Source organism: Terrabacter sp. BE26, from assembly GCF_041941675.1.
Taxonomy (GTDB): domain Bacteria; phylum Actinomycetota; class Actinomycetes; order Actinomycetales; family Dermatophilaceae; genus Terrabacter.
This window is the reverse complement of the sequence record NZ_CP090122.1, coordinates 3,605,690-3,622,898: the sequence shown is the minus strand read 5'-3', so window position 1 is coordinate 3,622,898 and position 17,209 is coordinate 3,605,690. Positions and strand designations below refer to the sequence as shown.

General features: G+C 70.0%; 13 protein-coding genes. 4 read left to right on the top strand and 9 right to left on the bottom strand.

Annotated elements, in window-relative coordinates:
* Positions 1 to 14: 14 nt before the first annotated feature.
* The 6 genes from LQK93_RS16510 to LQK93_RS16485 all read right to left on the bottom strand — a co-directional run bounded on the left by LQK93_RS16510 (position 15) and on the right by LQK93_RS16485 (position 7,763).
* Positions 15 to 1,061: an ABC transporter ATP-binding protein gene (locus LQK93_RS16510; protein ID WP_374968857.1), complete on the bottom strand. Its 1,047-nt coding sequence runs from the start codon at positions 1,059 to 1,061 to the stop codon at positions 15 to 17.
* Complete coding sequence (locus LQK93_RS16505) at positions 1,058 to 2,137, bottom strand: ABC transporter ATP-binding protein (protein WP_374968856.1); 1,080 nt, start codon at positions 2,135 to 2,137, stop codon at positions 1,058 to 1,060. The genes LQK93_RS16510 and LQK93_RS16505 overlap by 4 nt, the downstream gene beginning before the upstream one ends.
* Positions 2,134 to 3,120 carry an ABC transporter permease gene (locus tag LQK93_RS16500; RefSeq protein WP_374968855.1) on the bottom strand — a complete coding sequence of 329 codons (987 nt, stop codon included), beginning with the start codon at positions 3,118 to 3,120 and terminating at the stop codon, positions 2,134 to 2,136. The genes LQK93_RS16505 and LQK93_RS16500 overlap by 4 nt, the downstream gene beginning before the upstream one ends.
* Before the next feature lie 115 nt (positions 3,121 to 3,235).
* Positions 3,236 to 5,014 (bottom strand): ABC transporter substrate-binding protein, encoded by a 1,779-nt coding sequence (locus LQK93_RS16495; protein WP_374968854.1) that lies wholly within the window; start codon positions 5,012 to 5,014, stop codon positions 3,236 to 3,238.
* A 71-nt stretch (positions 5,015 to 5,085) separates the two neighbouring features.
* Entirely contained in the window at positions 5,086 to 6,117 is a 1,032-nt protein-coding gene (locus tag LQK93_RS16490) for an ABC transporter permease (protein WP_374971528.1), read from the bottom strand.
* Positions 6,118 to 6,362: 245 nt separating this feature from the next.
* Positions 6,363 to 7,763: a replication-associated recombination protein A gene (locus LQK93_RS16485; RefSeq protein WP_374968853.1), complete on the bottom strand. Its 1,401-nt coding sequence runs from the start codon at positions 7,761 to 7,763 to the stop codon at positions 6,363 to 6,365.
* Positions 7,764 to 7,783: 20 nt separating this feature from the next.
* Here LQK93_RS16485 and LQK93_RS16480 point away from each other — a divergent pair, with 20 nt between their 5' ends.
* The 3 genes from LQK93_RS16480 (at position 7,784) to LQK93_RS16470 (ending at position 12,521) form a co-directional block, all read left to right on the top strand.
* On the top strand, positions 7,784 to 9,979 hold the full coding sequence (locus LQK93_RS16480; RefSeq protein ID WP_374968852.1) for an MMPL family transporter: 2,196 nt from the start codon (positions 7,784 to 7,786) through the stop codon (positions 9,977 to 9,979).
* An 18-nt stretch (positions 9,980 to 9,997) separates the two neighbouring features.
* Entirely contained in the window at positions 9,998 to 10,762 is a 765-nt protein-coding gene (locus LQK93_RS16475; RefSeq protein WP_374968851.1) for a GNAT family N-acetyltransferase, read from the top strand.
* 115 nt (positions 10,763 to 10,877) lie between these two features.
* The gene (locus LQK93_RS16470; RefSeq protein ID WP_374968850.1) at positions 10,878 to 12,521 is read left to right on the top strand and encodes an APC family permease; all 1,644 of its coding nucleotides are present in this window, start codon (positions 10,878 to 10,880) and stop codon (positions 12,519 to 12,521) included.
* Between the two features lie 396 nt (positions 12,522 to 12,917).
* Here the strand turns inward: LQK93_RS16470 and aspS are convergent, their stop codons facing one another.
* A complete protein-coding gene (aspS, locus tag LQK93_RS16465) occupies positions 12,918 to 14,747 on the bottom strand; it encodes an aspartate--tRNA ligase (protein ID WP_374968849.1) in 1,830 nt (609 codons plus the stop codon).
* Between the two features lie 146 nt (positions 14,748 to 14,893).
* Between aspS and LQK93_RS16460 the strand changes: the two genes are divergently transcribed.
* Positions 14,894 to 15,982 (top strand): acyltransferase family protein, encoded by a 1,089-nt coding sequence (locus LQK93_RS16460; protein ID WP_374968848.1) that lies wholly within the window; start codon positions 14,894 to 14,896, stop codon positions 15,980 to 15,982.
* A gap of 140 nt (positions 15,983 to 16,122) precedes the next feature.
* Here LQK93_RS16460 and LQK93_RS16455 read toward each other — a convergent pair whose 3' ends face one another.
* Both LQK93_RS16455 and LQK93_RS16450 read right to left on the bottom strand, forming a co-directional pair.
* A complete protein-coding gene (locus tag LQK93_RS16455; RefSeq protein ID WP_374968847.1) occupies positions 16,123 to 16,536 on the bottom strand; it encodes a YchJ family protein in 414 nt (137 codons plus the stop codon).
* Positions 16,533 to 17,207, bottom strand: coding sequence for an NUDIX domain-containing protein (locus LQK93_RS16450; RefSeq protein ID WP_374968846.1), 675 nt, complete (start codon positions 17,205 to 17,207; stop codon positions 16,533 to 16,535). Before LQK93_RS16450 ends, LQK93_RS16455 begins: the two co-directional genes overlap by 4 nt.
* Positions 17,208 to 17,209 lie beyond the last annotated feature (2 nt).

The window sequence follows — 17,209 nt, the reverse complement described above, 5'->3', positions numbered from 1 at the left end:
TCGAGCGGGGACGCTCAGGCGGGGACCTCCGCCACGAGGTCGGTCTTGACCTCGGGGAAGTGGCAGGCCTGCAGGTGCACGCCACCCTCGCGGTAGGCGCGTGCCGACTCCTCGGTCGTGGCGGCCAGCAGCGGCGGCTCCTGCGTGGCGCAGACCTCCTGCGCCTTCCAGCAGCGGGTGCGGAAGCGGCAGCCGCTCGGCGGGTCGATCGGGCTCGGCACGTCGCCGACGAGCCGGATCCGCTCCTTCGGGGCGATGCCGCGGGCGACGTTGATGTCCGGGGCGGCCGACAGCAGCGCCTGGGTGTACGGGTGCTCGGGCGCCTCGTAGATCTTCTTCTTGTCGCCGTACTCGACGATCTTGCCGAGGTACATCACGGCGACCTGGTCGCAGAAGTGGCGCACGACGCCGAGGTCGTGGGCGACGAAGATGAACGCGAGGTCGAGCTCGTTGCGCAGCTTGGCCAGCAGGTTCATCACCTGTGCCTGGATGGAGACGTCGAGGGCCGAGACCGGCTCGTCGGCCACGATCAGCTTGGGCTCCACCGCAAGGGCGCGGGCGATCCCGATGCGCTGGCGCTGGCCGCCGGAGAACTCCGACGGGTAGCGGTTGATGTGCTCGGGGTTGAGGCCCACGAGCTCGAGCAGCTCCTGGACCCGCGCCTTCTCCTTGCCCTTGTGCAGGCCGTGGACCTGCAGCGGCGTGGTGAGGATCGAGCCGACCGTGTGACGCGGGTTCAGCGAGGAGTACGGGTCCTGGAAGATCATCTGCACGTCGCGACGGATGCCGCGCAGCTGGTGCTCCTTCAGGTGCGAGATGTCCCGGCCCTCGAACTCGATGGAGCCGCCGGTCGGCTCGTCGAGGCGCGTCACGAGCCGCGACGTCGTGGACTTGCCACAGCCCGACTCGCCGACCAGGCCCAGGGTCTGGCCCTGCTTGATGCTGAAGCTGATGCCGTCGACGGCCTTCACCGTCGCACGCACCATCTTCAGGCCCTGGACCTCGCGGAAGGGGAAGTGTCGCTGGAGGTCGGTGACCTTGAGCAGCGTCTGGTCGCTCATCGGACTCCCTCGTCGTGCTGCAGGGTGGCCACGGGGTCGGCCAGGTGGCAGCGGATCTCACGGTTGCCAAGCCCCGGCGTCGGACGCCACTCGGGCAGCTCGGTGACGCACCGGTCACCCTCGACGAGCGTCTTGAACTCGCAGCGGGGGTGGAAGGAGCAGCCCGAGGGCAGGTTGAGCAGGCTGGGCGGCGTGCCCTTGATGGCCTTGAGCTCGGCGAGGTCCTCGCTGTGCGACGGCATCGACTGCAGCAGGCCGTAGGTGTAGGGCATCGACGGCTGGGCGAGCACCTCCTTGGCGCCACCCTTCTCGACGCCGCGACCGGCATACATCACGAGGATGTCGTCGGCCGTCTCGGCCACGACCGCGAGGTCGTGCGTGATGAGGATGACCGCGGAGCCGAACTCCTTCTGGAGGTCGTTGACGAGGTCGAGGATCTGGGCCTGCACGGTGACGTCGAGCGCCGTGGTGGGCTCGTCGGCGATCAGCAGCTTGGGGTCGTTGACCAGGCCCAGGGCGATCATCGCGCGCTGGCGCATGCCGCCGGAGAACTCGTGCGGGTACTGGTTGGCCCGTCGCTGGGGGTTGGGGATGCCGACGAGGTCGAGCATCTCCACGGCCCGCTTCTGGGCGACCTGCCTGCTCACCGAGTGGTGCGCCCGGTAGGCCTCGGCGATCTGCCTGCCGACCTTGTGGAACGGGTGCAGGGAGCTCTGGGGGTCCTGGAAGACCATCGCGGCCTTGGTGCTGCGGACCTTCTGGAAGGTCGAGGCGGGCGCCCCGACGAGCTCGATGCCGTCGAGCTTGATGCTGCCGGTGATCTGGGTGCGCTTGGGGTTGTGCAGGCCCAGGACGGCCATGCTGCTCACCGACTTGCCGGAACCGGACTCACCGACGATGGCCAGGGTGCGACCGAGGCGCGCCTGGTAGGTCAGGTTGGAGACCGCCTTGACGACGCCCTCCTCCGTGGGGAAGGCGACCGAGAGGTCGGTGACGTCGAGAACGACGTCTCCGGGGTTGCGGGCCTCCGAGGTCGCGGTGGCGACGGAGTCGGACGTGCTGGCGGTGGCGGTCATGAGAGCCTCACTCGCGGGTCGATGAAGGAGTACGCGATGTCCACGACGAGGTTCATGACCACGACGACCACGGCTCCGATCAGGACGGTGCCCATGATGACCGGCAGGTCGTCGGCCTTGAGGGCATCGAGGCCGCGACGGCCGATGCCGTCGACGCCGAAGATCTGCTCGGTGATCAGCGTGCCGGTCAGCAGTGCGGCGATGTCGAGGCCGAGGATGGTGGCGATGGGGCTCATCGCGGCGCGGAAGCCGTGCTTGAAGAGCACGGTGCGCTCGCTGATGCCCTTCGAGCGCGCGGTGCGGATGTAGTCCATCGACAGCGTCTCGATCATCGAGTTGCGCGTGTAGCGCACGTAGGAGGCGGACGTCACCACACCGAGGATGAGGGCCGGTGCGAGCATCCCGAGGAAGTAGGGCCCGACCCCCGACGAGAGGGACGAGTACTGCGGCAGGACGTTCCAGAGGATCACGGGGTAGAGCGCGACCAGGAGCGCGAGGACGTAGTACGGGATGGAACCGAGCACCTGCGAGGCGCCCACCAGGGTGCGGTCCGTGGCCGAGCCGCGTCGAACCGCCGCCAGGATGCCGATCGTGACACCGATGACGAGGAAGATGACGGCCGCCATCAGGGCCAGCACCACCGTGTTGGGGAACCGCGTGAACAGCTCGTCGTTGACCGAGCGACGCGTCACGAAGGAGAAGCCCAGGCACGGGGCGCTGCAGTGGACCGTGTCCCCGGCGTAGAGGAAGTCGCGCCCGGCGAAGAGTCCCTTGAAGTAGTCGAGGAACTGCACGGACAGCGGCTTGTCGAGCCCGAGGCTCTGCGTGATCTGCTGCAGACGCTGCGCGTTGCAGCGGGTCTCCGGGCACATGGCCTGGGCCGGGTCGGACGGACCTGCGAAGAAGATCAGGAACGTCGACACCAGCGTGGCCAGGATGACGCTCAGGGCGAGAGCCACTCGCCTGAGGATGTAGGTGAGCACGGTTTGCCTTCCAAACGGGGTGGGCGCCGGTGGAGGGGGCCCGGGGAGAACCCGGACCCCCGCCACGGCTGTCGATCAGATCTTGCTCTCCCGGAGGAAAGCCGTCACGACGGACTTACTGGTCGAGCCAGACGTCGTTGAGGTCCGGCATGCCCTTGTTCGGGTTGTTGTGGACGTTCTTGACCTTCGTGCCGAAGACCGAGTTGCCCTTGTCGTTGTAGTCCGGGATGGCCAGGAGGTAGTTCTCCGTGAGCCACTTGTCCATCTTGCCCCACTCCGGGCCCTGCTCCGTGATGGAGAGCTGCTGGATGCGCTTGATCTCGGCGTCGATCTTGGCGTCGGACCAGTTGCCGAAGGTCGTACCACCCTGCGAGAGCGCGATGGTGCCGATGGTGGGCGGGATGATGGAGTCGGCGGACGGCCAGTCGAAGCACCAGCCACGCGGCGACTGCAGCATGTTGTACTTGCCCTTCGGGTCACCGACGAGCTTGCGGCGCTCCTTGTTGGGGGCACCGATGTCCGTGACCTTGAAGCCGGCCTTCTCCAGGGCCTGCTTGCGCACCTGGTTCACCTTCTGCGCGGTGTCGTCGTCGTTCGTGTAGTAGTAGACGAGCTCGAACGGCTTGCTCGGGCCGTAGCCGGCGTCGGCGAGCATCTTCTTGGCCTGCTCCGGGTCACCGTCGCCCTGACCGTTCATCTTGAAGCCGGGAGCAGCCTCCGCCGTGTAGTCGAGGTGACCGGGGATCTGCGGCGGGATGATGGTGCTGGCGGGCGAGAACGAGTGCGACGTCTCACCGCCGGCCTTGTGGATCGAGTCGAAGGGCCACGCGACCGCGATCGCCTTGCGCACCTTCAGCGGGATCTTGCGCGCGTCGAGGTTGACCATGATCACGCACGAGGAGGGACCCTCCTCGAACTGGGCCTTCTTCGCGCCCTCGATCTGCGGGATGAGCGAGGAGTCGATCGGGTCCCAGTTCAGGCTCGTGGCGTCCTCGCCGTTGGAGGCGAGGATGGCCGTCTGCGTCTTGATGTCGTCGACGCCCCACTTGAAGTGGAAGCCGTCCGGGTAGTCGTGACGCGCGGGGTCGGTCTTCGGGTCCCAGTTGGGGTTGCGCTTGAGCGTCAGCTCGGTGCCGGGCGTGTACTTGTCGAACATGTACGGACCGGTGGCCAGCGGGTGCAGCTGGTAGTCGGCCTTCTTGTCCTTGGCCTCGGGGATCGGCGTGAACTGGTTGAACGAGACGAAGTACGGCAGCGTCTCGAAGCGCTTCTCGAGGTGGAAGACGACGGTCTTGTCGTCGGTGGCCTCGACGCCCTTCCAGTTCTTGTCACCCTTGTAGGGGCCCTGGTAGTCGGCCCCACCCTTGAAGAACTCGCGCTGGTACGTCGGGCCGTTGGCAGCCAGGTCCGGGTCGAACGAGCGCTTGGCGGCGAAGACGATGTCCTGGGCCTTGACGGGCGTGCCGTCTTCGTACTTGATGCCGTCCTTGAGCGTGAACGTCCAGGTCAGGCCGTCCTGGGACTGCTTGCCCAGGTCGGTGGCCAGGTCCGGAACGAGGACCTGCTTGCCGTTGCGGCTGACGTAGGTCGTCAGGGCGCGGTGCGTGAGCGAGAAGATGACGGCCGTGTCCTGGTAGAACTGGTCGCTCGGGTCGAGGTTCGCCGGGGTCGAGGTGTAGGGCACGGTGAGGATGCCACCACGCTTGGCACCGGGGATCTCCGGGGCGGGGCCCTGGGCGTTCGGGTCGAGGGCGGCTCCAGCCTGGTCGACCTTGCCACCGTTGCCGCCCTGGGTGCCGTTGGCGCCACTGTTGTTGGCAGCGGGCGCACCGCAGGCCGCGACGAAGCCGAGGGACGCCGCGGCTCCCACGGTCAGGACTTTGGTCCAGCGCATTGTTGTTTGCTCCCTTTTGTGCTTGTCCCGGCGTTTTACCGGGAACATCTGGTGACCGAGACCCGAGGGGGTCAGCGGCGGCTGGTGGGGTCGAAGGCGTCTCGGATCGAGTCGCCGAGCAGGCTGAGCGCGAGCACGAGCAGCGACAGGCCGATGACCGAGGGCCACAGCCACAGCGGGTAGGTGGCGAAGAGGTTCTGCGCGTCGGCGATGGTGCGCCCCCACGAGGCCGTGGGCTCGACGAGACCAGCGCCGAGGTAGCTCAGGGTGGCCTCGTAGGTGATGTAGGCGGGGACCGCGATGGAGGCGGAGACGATGATCGGTCCGACGAGGTTGGGCAGGATCTCCTTGAAGAGGATCTGGCGGGTCGGCACGCCGATGGCGCGCGCCGCCTGGACGAACTCCCGCTCGCGCAGGCTCTTGACCTCACCGCGGACGAGTCGGGCCAGCCCCATCCACCCGAAGATGAAGAGGATGACGATCAGCACGAAGAAGCGGATGCGCGACGTCTCGTCGGCCGTGAGGTCGCCGCTGGCGGCGAAGCTCTTCTGCATGATCGGCACGATGGCCAGCACGAGCAGCAGGATGGGCAGCGACAGGAAGAAGTCGATGACCCACGAGACGATCTTGTCGGCGATGCCGCCGAGGTAGCCGGCGATGAGGCCGAGCGTCACGCCGATGATCGTCGATGCCGCGGCGGCCACGAAACCGATGACGAGCGAGGGCCGGGCACCGATGGCCCACCGGGCGAAGAGGTCGCGACCGAGGCGGGGCTCGACGCCGAGCCAGTGGGCCGAGCTCGTGCCGACCGTCGGGAGGCCGTTGAAGTCGATGAGCTTGGTGTACGTCGTGTACGGGTCGGCCTTGGCGCCGGTCGTCGGGTCGACGGACTCGAGCGAGTAGAGCAGCGGGGCGAAGATCGCGACGAGGATGAAGAACACGATGATCGCGAAGCAGACGATCGCGACCTTGTCCTTCTTGAGCCGGGCCCAGGCGACCTGTCCGGGAGACCGCCCGGTGCGCACCTCCTGGTGCTCGCGGGCCGGCGTCGAAGCCTCCTCCTCGGGCACCTCGGTCAGCGTTCCTGCTGAGGGCTCCGGCATTGCGTTCAACGCGTTGTCTCCATCCTTGTGGGATTCACTTCAGACCCGGGTTCGATGCGGCTCGGTCACCCGGGCGCCCGCGGAGGAGCACCAGAAACATCCGACTCCACCCCCGTCGGGACGACGTGAGCCTGCCACACGGACTCGCGCTGTCCAAGCATCGAGACGTGCATGGATGACAAATCGTTACCGAGCCTCGCGTCCCGCCACACAATGTCCGTCAGGACCCGGAGGGGCCGGGACATTCACTCTCGGCGCGTACGTCCCAGGCGTCCCGAGAGCCACTCCCACCGGGCACGCAGTCGGTCCTCGAAGCCCCGGTCAGTGGGTCGGTAGTAGCTGACGGCGTCGTGGAGGTCGTCGGGGAGGTACTGCTGGGCGGCGACCCCGTCGGGCTCGTCGTGGGCGTACACGTAGCCCTTCCCGTGCCCCAGCCGCTCCGCGCCGGCGTACCCGCTCCCCCGCAGGTGAGCGGGTACGACGCCGCCGCGCCCTGCGCGGACGTCGGCGATCGCCTCGTTGATCCCGAGGTACGCCGCGTTGGACTTGGGTGCCAGGGCGTTGTGCACGACGGCCTGGGCGAGGATGATCCGCGCCTCGGGCATGCCGATCTGGGCCACGGCGTGCATCGCCGCCACTGCGGTCTGCAGGGCCGTCGGATCACCCATCCCGACGTCCTCGCTGGCCGAGATCACAATCCTGCGGGCGATGAAGCGCGGGTCCTCCCCCGCCTCGAGCATGCGGGCGAGGTAGTGCAGGGCCGCGTCGACGTCGCTGCCGCGCATCGACTTGATGAGCGCGCTCGCCACGTCGTAGTGCTGGTCGCCCGCGCGGTCGTAGCGCACGGCCGCCTGTGCCACGGCCTGCTCGACGTGGGCCAGGGTGATCTCGACCGGGTCGTCGGAGAGCCGGCCCGCCGGCTGGGCGTCGAGGGCGACGCCGGCTGCCGCCTCCAGCGAGGTCAGCGCCCGGCGCGCGTCCCCTCCGGCGATGCGCACGAGGTGGTCCACGGCCTCGTCGGTCAACGTGTGCGCCCCCGCGAAGCCGCGCTCGTCGACGAGGGCGGCGACGAGCAGCTGCGCGATCTCGTCGTCGGAGAGGGACTCGAGGGTGACGAGGACCGAGCGCGACAGCAACGGCGAGATGATGCTGAAGGAGGGGTTCTCCGTCGTCGCGGCGACCAGGATGACCGTGCGGTTCTCGACCCCGGGCAGGAGCGCGTCCTGCTGCGCCTTGGTGAAGCGGTGGATCTCGTCGAGGAAGAGCACCGTCTGGCGGCCGTAGAGGTCACGGTCCCGGACGGCGGCGTCCATGACGGATCGCACGTCCTTGACCCCCGCCGTCACGGCCGACAGCTCGACGAACCGGCGGTCCGCGGCGGTGGCGACGAGGTGGGCGAGGGTCGTCTTGCCCGTGCCGGGCGGACCCCACAGGATCGCGGACAGGGGTCCCGCGGCGCCCCCGGAGCCCTCGATGAGCCGGCGCAGCGGGCTGCCCGGGCGCAGCACCTTGGCCTGCCCCCGCACCTCCTCGAGCGAGCGGGGCCGCATCCGGACGGCCAGCGGGGCGTCGCCCGCCGACGCGGGTCGCTCACCGCGCTCGGCGGCGGAGGCCGCACCGAAGAGGTCCCCCGTGCTGTTCGACATCACTGTGGAAGGCTATCCGCGTGCAGAACCCCTCACCGGACGGCCTGATGCCGCGCACCCGCCTCGCCCGTCTCGGAGGAGTGATCGCCCGCCACCCGCGCAGCTGGGTGGCGGCCTGGGTCCTGGTGGCCGCCACCTGCTTCGCCGTGGCCGTCGGCGGGGTCACCGGCGAGTCGCTCTTCGAGCGCCTGCACTCGGGCGCTCCCACCGTCGAGTCGGAGTCCTCCCGTGCGCAGGAGGTCATCGCCAAGAGCGAGCCGGCCCTCGAGACGCTGACCATGCAGGTCACCGGGGCCGACCTGACCGACGCGGCGACGTTGGCCAAGGGCGCCACGGCGACGAAGGAGATCGCGCGTGTGCCCGGCGTGAAGACCGTCAGGTCCCCGCTGCTCTCGCCCGCCGGAGTCACCGACCCCCGCACCGCGTTCCTGCTCGAGGGCGGCTCACCCTCCGCCGGCGGCTTCGTGACGGTCGTGGACTTCGAGCCGGGGCTGGACAAGCACGCGCAGGACGCGGCAGAGGCCCAGGCAGAGCAGAAGCTGCTGGCCGTCCCCGTGGCGATGGGCGCGAAGGGCTCCGTAGGCAGCACCCACAAGGTGGTCAAGGCGATCACGAGCACGGTCGAGCGGGACCTGCTGCGTGGCGAGGGCATCGCCCTGCCGCTGACCTTCCTGGTGATGTTCTTCGTCTTCGCCGGGTTCATCGCCGCCGGCATGCCCGTCGTCGGCGCCGTGGTCTCGATCGGGGGCGCCCTGCTGTCGTTGTTCGGCTTCTCCCACGTCGTGGAGCTCGACGCGACGGTCGTCAACATCGTGACGCTTCTCGGTCTCGGCCTCTCGATCGACTACGGCCTGCTCACCGTGAGCCGCTTCCGGGAGGAGCTCGCCCACCGGAGGCACGAGGTGCCGACCCGTGAGGAGGTGGCGGTCGCCGCGGAGCGCACCGTCGCGACCGCCGGCCGCACGGTGCTCTTCTCCGGGCTGACCGTGGCCATCGCCCTGGCGGGCCTGCTCATCTTCGAGGCGTCGATCATGCGCGCGATCGGCGTCGCGGGCGTCAGCGTCGTCCTCGTCGCCATGGTGGTCGCCATCACTCTCGTGCCCGCTCTGTGCGTCATGGGCGCAAAACGCCTGTCCCGCAAGGCCGTCGAGCGTCCCTCGGATATCGGGTTCTTCTCCAGCCTCGCGCACGGGGTGCAGCGCAGGCCGGTGCTGGTCATCGTCGGAGTCGTCGCGGTGCTCGTGCTCCTCGCCCTTCCGACCCTGTCGATGCGGCTCACCTCGTCGGGCACCGAGCTGCTGCCGAAGGACGCCCAGCAGCGGGTGTTCTTCGACCAGCTCAACCGGGACTACCCGGCGCTCTCGTCACCCGAGGTGACGGTCGTCGCCGCGTCGTCCGACACCTCCGCGGTGACCTCGTGGGCCCAGCAGTTCCGCACGGCCCCGGGAGTGGAGAGCCTTGCGGTCAAGCCGCTCGACAGCACTCACCAGCGGGTCGACATCCGGGTCGCGGGTCGACCGACGTCCGACGACGCCCAGGACCTCGTGAGCCGGGTCCGCGACGCCGGTGCGTCGTTCGAGACGCTGACGACGGGCCAGGCCGCCGGCCAGATCGACTTCCTGGACTCCATGGCGGCCCGAGCGCCGTATGCCGTGGGCCTCGTCGTGCTCGGCACCTTCGTCCTGCTGTTCCTGATGACGGGCTCGGTCGTGATGCCGGTCAAGGCGTTGCTGCTCAACGTCATCTCGCTCGGGGCAGCGCTCGGCGTTGTGGCGTGGATCTTCCAGGAGGGCCACCTCGAGGGAGTGCTCGGCTTCTCGTCGGTGGGAGCCGTGGAGTCGATGGTGCCCTTCCTCGTCCTGGCGTTCGGCTTCGGCCTGTCCATGGACTACGAGGTGTTCCTGCTCGCCCGGATCGTCGAGTTCCACCGCCAGGGCGTCGAGAACGACCGGGCCGTCTCGCTCGGCCTGCAGCGCACCGGACGCATCATCACCTCGGCGGCCCTGCTCATCGTCATCGTCTTCGCCGGCTTCGTCGCCGGCGACATCCTCATCATCAAGCAGATGGGCCTGGCCCTCGTCGCGGCTGTCATCATCGACGCGACGCTCGTGCGCATGCTGCTCGTGCCGGCGACGATGACCCTGCTCGGCCGGTGGAACTGGTGGGCACCGCGGCCGTTGCGCCGGCTGCACGACCGCTTCGGGATCACCGAGTGAGCACCGAGTGAGCTCGAGGTGACCGCCGTCGTCACGGCCCATGGTCTCGAGGACCTGCTCTGCGCCACCGACGGGCACCCTTTCGTGCGGTGGGAGGTCACCGACGAGCTGGCCTCGACCTGGTGGCGCTTCGCCGGCGCCGTCGCCTTCCAGCGCACCCGGAAGTCGGTGCGCCGCACCGTCAACGTGCTCGGCGACGACGAGGGCGTGACGGCGCTCATCAAGCACCTGCCCCAGATCGCGGCAACCATCGCTCCCCGTCAGCGGGCGTTCTCGGTCAGTGTCCCCCAGCACCTGGAGCCGCAGCTGCGCGAGCGCTACCGCGTGCTGGACGGCGGCGACTGGGAGTGGTTCCACACCACCACGGCACCAGAGGAGCATCCCTCCCACGAGTTCGTCCGACCCGTCGACGACGTCGCGCGAGCGGCCGAGGTGCGGACGTTCCTCGAGGTCCACTCCCCCACAGCCGACACGGAGCCGGGGCACGGCGAGCGCTGGTTCGCGGTCGAGGAGCCGGACGGGTCGCTGGCCGCCGTGGCGGCGTGGGGCACGACCCGCGGCGGCGCGCCGCACCTGTCCTCGGTGGCGGTCGACACGAGGCTGCGCGGTCGGGGCCTCGGCCGCACGATCGTCGGTGCCGTCACGCGGCTGGCGGTGGCCGAGACGGGCGTGTGCACCCTCGGGATGTACTCCCACAACGAGGTCGCGCGCAGCCTCTACCTGTCGCTGGGCTACGACCGGCTCTGCGCCTGGTCGAGCCGGCCCGTCGTCCTCGGGCACTGAGCGGATCCGGTGGTCGGGAGCCGGCGCAAGTCCTGCGAGGCGCAGGCCCGGTGCACGCGCACCTCGTCGCCGGAATCGAGGTCCTGGACAGGGGCTGAGGTGGATGCTGTTGTCAGTGGGAAGACCCGCCGAGGAGAAGGACACCATGGCCGGCACCGCTCAGCCCGTAGCACCGTCGTCCGACCGCGACCGCCTCGCCGATCTCGGCTACCGCCAGGAGCTGTCCCGGGTGCTCTCGCTGTTCGACAACTTCAGCGTGGCCTTCTCGTACCTGTCGCCGATGGTCGGTGTCTACTCGCTCTTCGTCCTCGGCGTGGGTGCCGGGGGCCCGCGCTACTTGTGGCTGATGCCCCTGGTGGTGGCCGGGATGCTGCTCGTGGCTCTGGTCTTCGGGGAGCTCGGCAGCCACTACCCGGTCGCCGGGGCGCTCTACCAGTACGGCAAGTACTCGGTCGGTCCCGCCTACGGGTGGTGGGTCGGGTGGATCTACGGCATCGCCCTGCTCGTCACCGTCGCCAGCGTCGACACCGGAGTGGTGCCGTACGTCGCGGACCTGCTGAACCAGCTCTTCGGGACCACGATCGACCCGACCAGCCATGGGGTGATCCTGCTGGTGACCGTGCTGATGATCGTGCTGCAGACGATCCTCAACGCGGTGGGTGCGAAAGTGCTCGGCCGGATCGCAAGGCTGGGCGTCTACGTCGAGTCGGTCGGCACGTTCGGCGTCGCCATCGCCCTGGGGATCGCAGGTTTCCACCACGGCTTTGGCTTCCTCTTCTCCACCAACGGCGCCGAGACCGCCTCGACCAACAGCCTGCAGGTCGACTTCGGTGGCAACTGGTGGACGGGGGCGGCCCTGGTCGCGGTGCTCGCCCACGTCTACATCTTCTACGGCTTCGAGGCGGCCGGTGACGTCGCCGAGGAGACGGTGGACGCGAGCCGGCAGGTACCCCGGGCCATGCGCTCGGCGCTCGTCTACGGCGGCATCGCCTCGTTCGTCCTCGTCGCAGGGCTTCTCCTCGCCACGCCGGCCGACGCCAAGGGCTACGCGAACGCCACCTCGTTCACCGGCGGCGTGCCGGCGATCCTCGCCGAGCTGCCGCAGTGGCTCCAGGACGTCTTCCTGGTCCTGGTCATCCTCGCGTTCTTCTCCTGCGGAACCGCCGTGCAGGGCGCCGGCGCGCGGCTGGCCTTCTCGTATGCCCGCGACGGCGCCGTTCCCGCCAGCCGGTGGGTCAGCAGGATCTCACCGCGGTTCCACACGCCCACCAACGCCCTGCTGGTCGGAGCCGTCGTGCCGGTGCTCTTCGCCCTGCTCGTCAATGTCAACCCGTCGAAGGACGTGCACATCCTGTGGTTCACGTTCCCTGCAGGTATCAACGCGCTGACGGCCCTGGTCTCCTTCGGTGTGTCCGGGATCTACCTCTCGTTCCTGCTCACGGTGATCGGCTCGATGATCGCCCGATCTCGCGGCTGGGTTCCCGAGGGTGCGTTTCGGCTGGGACGGTGGGCGTGGCCGGTCAGCATCGTCGCTGCGGTCTACCTCACACTGATGCTCCTCAACATCGTGGCCCCGACAGGCCTGACCAGCCCCCGTGGCGCGCTGTTCAACTTCGACTGGGTCACCCTTGTGGTCGTCGTCGTGATCATCGCCGTGGGCGCGGTCTACTTCGTCGTCGCGCGTCCCCACCGACGACTCCAGAGCCACCTCGCCGACCGGCTGGAGCCGACCGGGGCGCAACGCCACGAGGCGGAGTGACCCCGGGGTTGCGACCGAGACGCCTCCGTCGCCGGCAGCGGTGACGGGCCGGTGCCTGCAGGAGTGGGACCTGACGGCTCTTCGCGGCTGACGATCCGTGGAGGGTTGCCGCTGGCCCGAGCGGCAACCCCCCACGTCCTCGCCCCCGGGTTCAGTGGAGGGTGTCGAGGACGAACACCCCGTTGGGCACGGTGACGGGTCGCAGGCGAGGGGTGCGCATGTCATCCAACGCTAGGACCGATGAGGTCAAGGTTGGGCAAAGCGTCGGCCCGCTCACGGCATACGAGCACGGCCCCCGCACCGGAGCGCGCCATGCGTGCGGCGCCCTCCGGGTGGACGCGGGGGAGGGCTGTCGCCACCACGGTGACGACAGCCCTCCCGGACGTCTGCGAGAGGTCAGCTCCGCACGGGGTTGACCTCCGGAGCCCCTTGGGGGGCGGGAGCCGAAGCGGCGGGCTCGGCGTCGACACCGGCCTCCCTGCGCTGCTCGGGCGTGATGGGCGCCGGTGCCCCGGTCAGCGGGTCGTAGCCGCCGCCGGACTTCGGGAAGGCGATGACGTCACGGATGGAGTCCGTGTGGGCGAGGAGGGAGACGATGCGGTCCCAGCCGAACGCGATGCCGCCGTGCGGCGGGGCACCGTAGGCGAAGGCCTCGAGCAGGAAGCCGAACTTCTCCTGGGCCTCCTCCTTCGAGAGCCCCATCACCTTGAAGACGCGCTCCTGGACGTCGCGCTGGTGGATACGGATCGAGCCACCGCCGATCTCGTTGCCGTTGCAGACGATGTCGTACGCGTAGGCGAGCGCCGAACCCGGGTCGGTGTCGAAGGTGTCGAGGAACTCCGGCTTCGGCGAGGTGAAGGCGTGGTGGACGGCCGTCCACGCCCCGGCCCCGACAGCCACGTCACCGGAGGCGACGGCGTCGGCGGTGGGCTCGAAGAGGGGCGCGTCGACGACCCACAGGAAGCTCCACGCGTCCTCGTCGATGAGACCACACCGACGGCCGATCTCGAGGCGAGCGGCACCGAGCAGCGCGCGCGAGGCCTTGGCCGTTCCGGCGGCGAAGAAGATGCAGTCACCGGGCTTGGCGCCGACGAATGCCGCGAGGCCGTCGCGCTCGGCGTCGGTGAGGTTCTTGGCGACCGGCCCACCGAGCTCGCCGTCCTCCTGGACGAGGACGTAGGCGAGGCCGCGCGCGCCGCGCTGCTTGGCCCACTCCTGCCAGGCGTCGAGCTGCTTGCGCGGCTGGCTCGCCCCGCCCGGCATCACGACCGCGCCGACGTACTCGGACTGGAAGACCCGGAAGGTCGTGTCCTTGAAGTACTCGGTGCACTCGACGAGCTCGTTGCCGAAACGCAGGTCGGGCTTGTCGGAGCCGTAGCGGGCCATCGCCTCGGCATACGTCATCCGCCGGAAGGGGGCCTGGAGCTCGACGCCGATGAGGCGCCACACGGCGGAGATGATCTTCTCGCCCAGCTCGATGATGTCGTCCTGGTCGACGAAGCTCATCTCGATGTCCAGCTGGGTGAACTCCGGCTGGCGGTCCGCGCGGAAGTCCTCGTCGCGGTAGCAGCGGGCGATCTGGTAGTAGCGCTCCATGCCGGCGACCATGAGCAGCTGCTTGAACAGCTGCGGGCTCTGGGGCAGGGCGTACCAGCACCCGGGGGCGAGCCGGGCGGGCACGAGGAAGTCGCGGGCGCCCTCGGGGGTCGAGCGGGTCAGCGTGGGGGTCTCGATCTCGACGAAGTTGCGCTCGCCGAGGACGGCGCGGGCGGCCGCGTTCACCTTCGAGCGCAGCCGGATCGCGGTACCGGCCGAGCTCGCACCGGGGCGTCGCAGGTCGAGGTAGCGGTACTTGAGACGCGCCTCCTCGCCGACCGTGACGCGCTCGTCGATCTGGAAGGGCAGCGGGGCGCTCGGGTTCAGGATCTCGAGCTGCTCGACGATGACCTCGACCTCACCGGTCGGCAGGTCGGGGTTGGCGTTGCCCTCCGGGCGCCGGCGCACCTCACCGGTCACCCGGACGCAGTACTCGTTGCGCACGTCGTGGGCGCCCCCCTCGGCCAGCACCTCGTCGCGCGCCACGACCTGGGCGACGCCGGAGGCGTCGCGCAGGTCGAGGAAGGCGACCCCGCCGTGGTCTCGACGCCGGGCCACCCAACCGGTGAGGGTGACGGTCTGGCCTGCGTGGTCGGCACGAAGAGTGCCGGCCTCGTGAGTGCGGAGCACGGAGGGTCCTTCCGGGACGTGGGGCGGGTGGCGCGGGCGGCACAGCCGGCCGTCGGACGGCCACTGAGCGAAGCCGGGCGCCCGCCGGCGGTCGGCCGCGGGCACCGAGGACCAATCCTAGACCGGTTGCGCCTAGGCTCTTCGCCGTGCAGCACTCCCGCAATCGTGACCTCGACGGCGTGAGGGGCCTCGCGGTCCTCCTCGTCGTGGCCAGCCATGTGGGGCTGCCGGTGCGCTGGGGCGGCCTGTCCGGGGTGACGCTCTTCTTCGTCCTCTCCGGCTACCTGATCACGAGCCTGCTCATCGCGGAGTGGGACCGGTGGGGCTCGGTCAGCCTGTGGCGGTTCTGGGGCCGGCGCGCCCTGCGGCTGCTGCCTGCGCTCCTCCTGCTGCTGTCCCTCGTCCCGCTGCTGCTCTGGGCAACCGGCGACGGCCGCCTCTCCGGCTACCCCGTGGCAGGGCTGGCCTCCCTGTTCTACGTGGGCAACTGGGTGCGCATCGCGGGCACCGACCTCGGCCTGCTCAACCACCTCTGGTCGCTCTCCGTCGAGGAGCAGTTCTACGTCGTGTGGCCGGCGGTGTTCATCGCCCTCATGGCGTGGCTGCGCAGCCGTGCGCTGACCGTGGTCCTCGGCCTCGCCGCGCTGGCCACCTTCTACTCCGTGTGGACGCGCGGGACCGCCATCCGGCTGGACATCTCGACGGAGACGAACGCCTTCGCGCTGCTCCTCGGGGCGTCACTCGCGTTCGGCCTCGCCGCCGTCCGCAGGCGCGGGTGGGCGCTCCCGGCCTCGAGCCCGCTCGTGCCGTTCGTGGTCATGGTGGCCGTCTCCGCCTTCCCCGGGCACGGTCTCGCCGTCGACCACCCGCTCTTCCGTCCGCTCGGTGCCGTCTACGCGATGGTCGGCGTGTGGCTCGTGTATGCCGCCGTGTCGGGTCACTCGCCCGTCGTCGGTTCTCGCGTCCTGGTCTTCTTCGGGACCATCAGCTACGCGCTCTACCTGTGGCACCAGGCGCTGATCAACAGCCGCCTGCTCGGCGAGCACTCGACGCCCCGCAACCTGCTGCTCGTCGGGGCTGCCGTGCTCGTCTCGTGGCTGTCGTGGGTGCTCGTCGAACGGCCGGTGGGGCGCCTGCGCCGTCGTCTGCGCCTCGACCAGCCATCGGCTCGCCAGCGGGCCTACGTGCGGGCGGGCGCGCAGGCCGCCGAGACAGACCCCGCGACCGCGCGCTGACGGTGAGCCCTCTGGACCCGCCACGTCAGTGAGTCGCCCGGCGGGTCACTGCAGTAGTGCCCGGCCCGGGAGCTGGTGTCCGTGCCGCGTTACGTCACCGAGTTGCGAGACGGGTCGGTTTCGGCAGCACCGGGGCGTCTTCAGCGGTGCTGACCGTCGACGTAGACCCAGCGGCCCGCCCGCCGCTCGAACCGGCTGACCTCGTGCAGCCGGCCGGTGCTCCCGCCCGCGTCGGTCCAGGACGCGACGAACTCGACGACGCCGTCCTCGTCGCCGGTGCCGCCGCGCTCGCTGCGGCGCACGTCGAGCCCGGTCCAGCGCAGCCCCGGGTCCAGACCGATCCGGTTGGGGCGGGTCCGGGGGTGCCAGGTGCGCAGCAGGTACGCCTCGTCCCCGAGCGCGAAGGCCGTGTACCTCGACCGCATCAGCGCCTCGGCCGTCGCCGCCGGGCGCTCGCCGGCGAGCAGCGGGCCGCAGCACACGGCATACGCCAGCTGGGAGCCGCAGGGGCACGCCCGCGTGGGCGTGCCCCTGCCGAACGCCTCGCCGCTCACGAGCGGTCGCGCTGGGCCTCACGGGCCGGCCAGGCCGCGTCGCGCGGGCGCAGCGTCGACCAGTCACGGCTGCGCGAGAGGCCGGCGCTCAGCAGTCCGACGAGGGTCGCCGAGTTGCTGATGCGCCCGGCCAGGGCGGCGTCGACGGCGTCGTCGAGGGGCACCCACAGCGGGCGCAGCGACAGCTCCTCGGCGGTGCGCTCGTGGGCGTCGTCCTCGTCGACGGAGCTCAGGCCCCGGGCCAGGAAGATCCGCACGGTCTCGGGGAACGCTCCCGGGGAGGTGACGTCGTCGGCGAGCACGTGCCACTCGTCCGCGACCAGGTCGACCTCCTCGGCGAGCTCGCGGGCGGCCGCCTCCCACGGGGGTTCGCCGTCGACGTCGAGCAGTCCTGCCGGCAGCTCCCACACGTGGGCGCCGGTCGCGTGCCGGTACTGGCGGATCATCATGACGTGGTCGACGCCATCGAGCTCCCGCAGGGCGAGCACGGCGACGGCTCCCGGGTGGCTGACGTAGTCGCGCGTGACGACGCCACCCTCCCCCAGGTCGACGCGGTCCCGCACGACGTCGAAGATGATCCCCTTGAACGGGGTGGTCGACTCCAGGACCGGTTCCCGAGTCCAGTCCTCGACGAGGTCGGCTCCCGTGCCCCGAGGCGCGTCGAGATTCACCC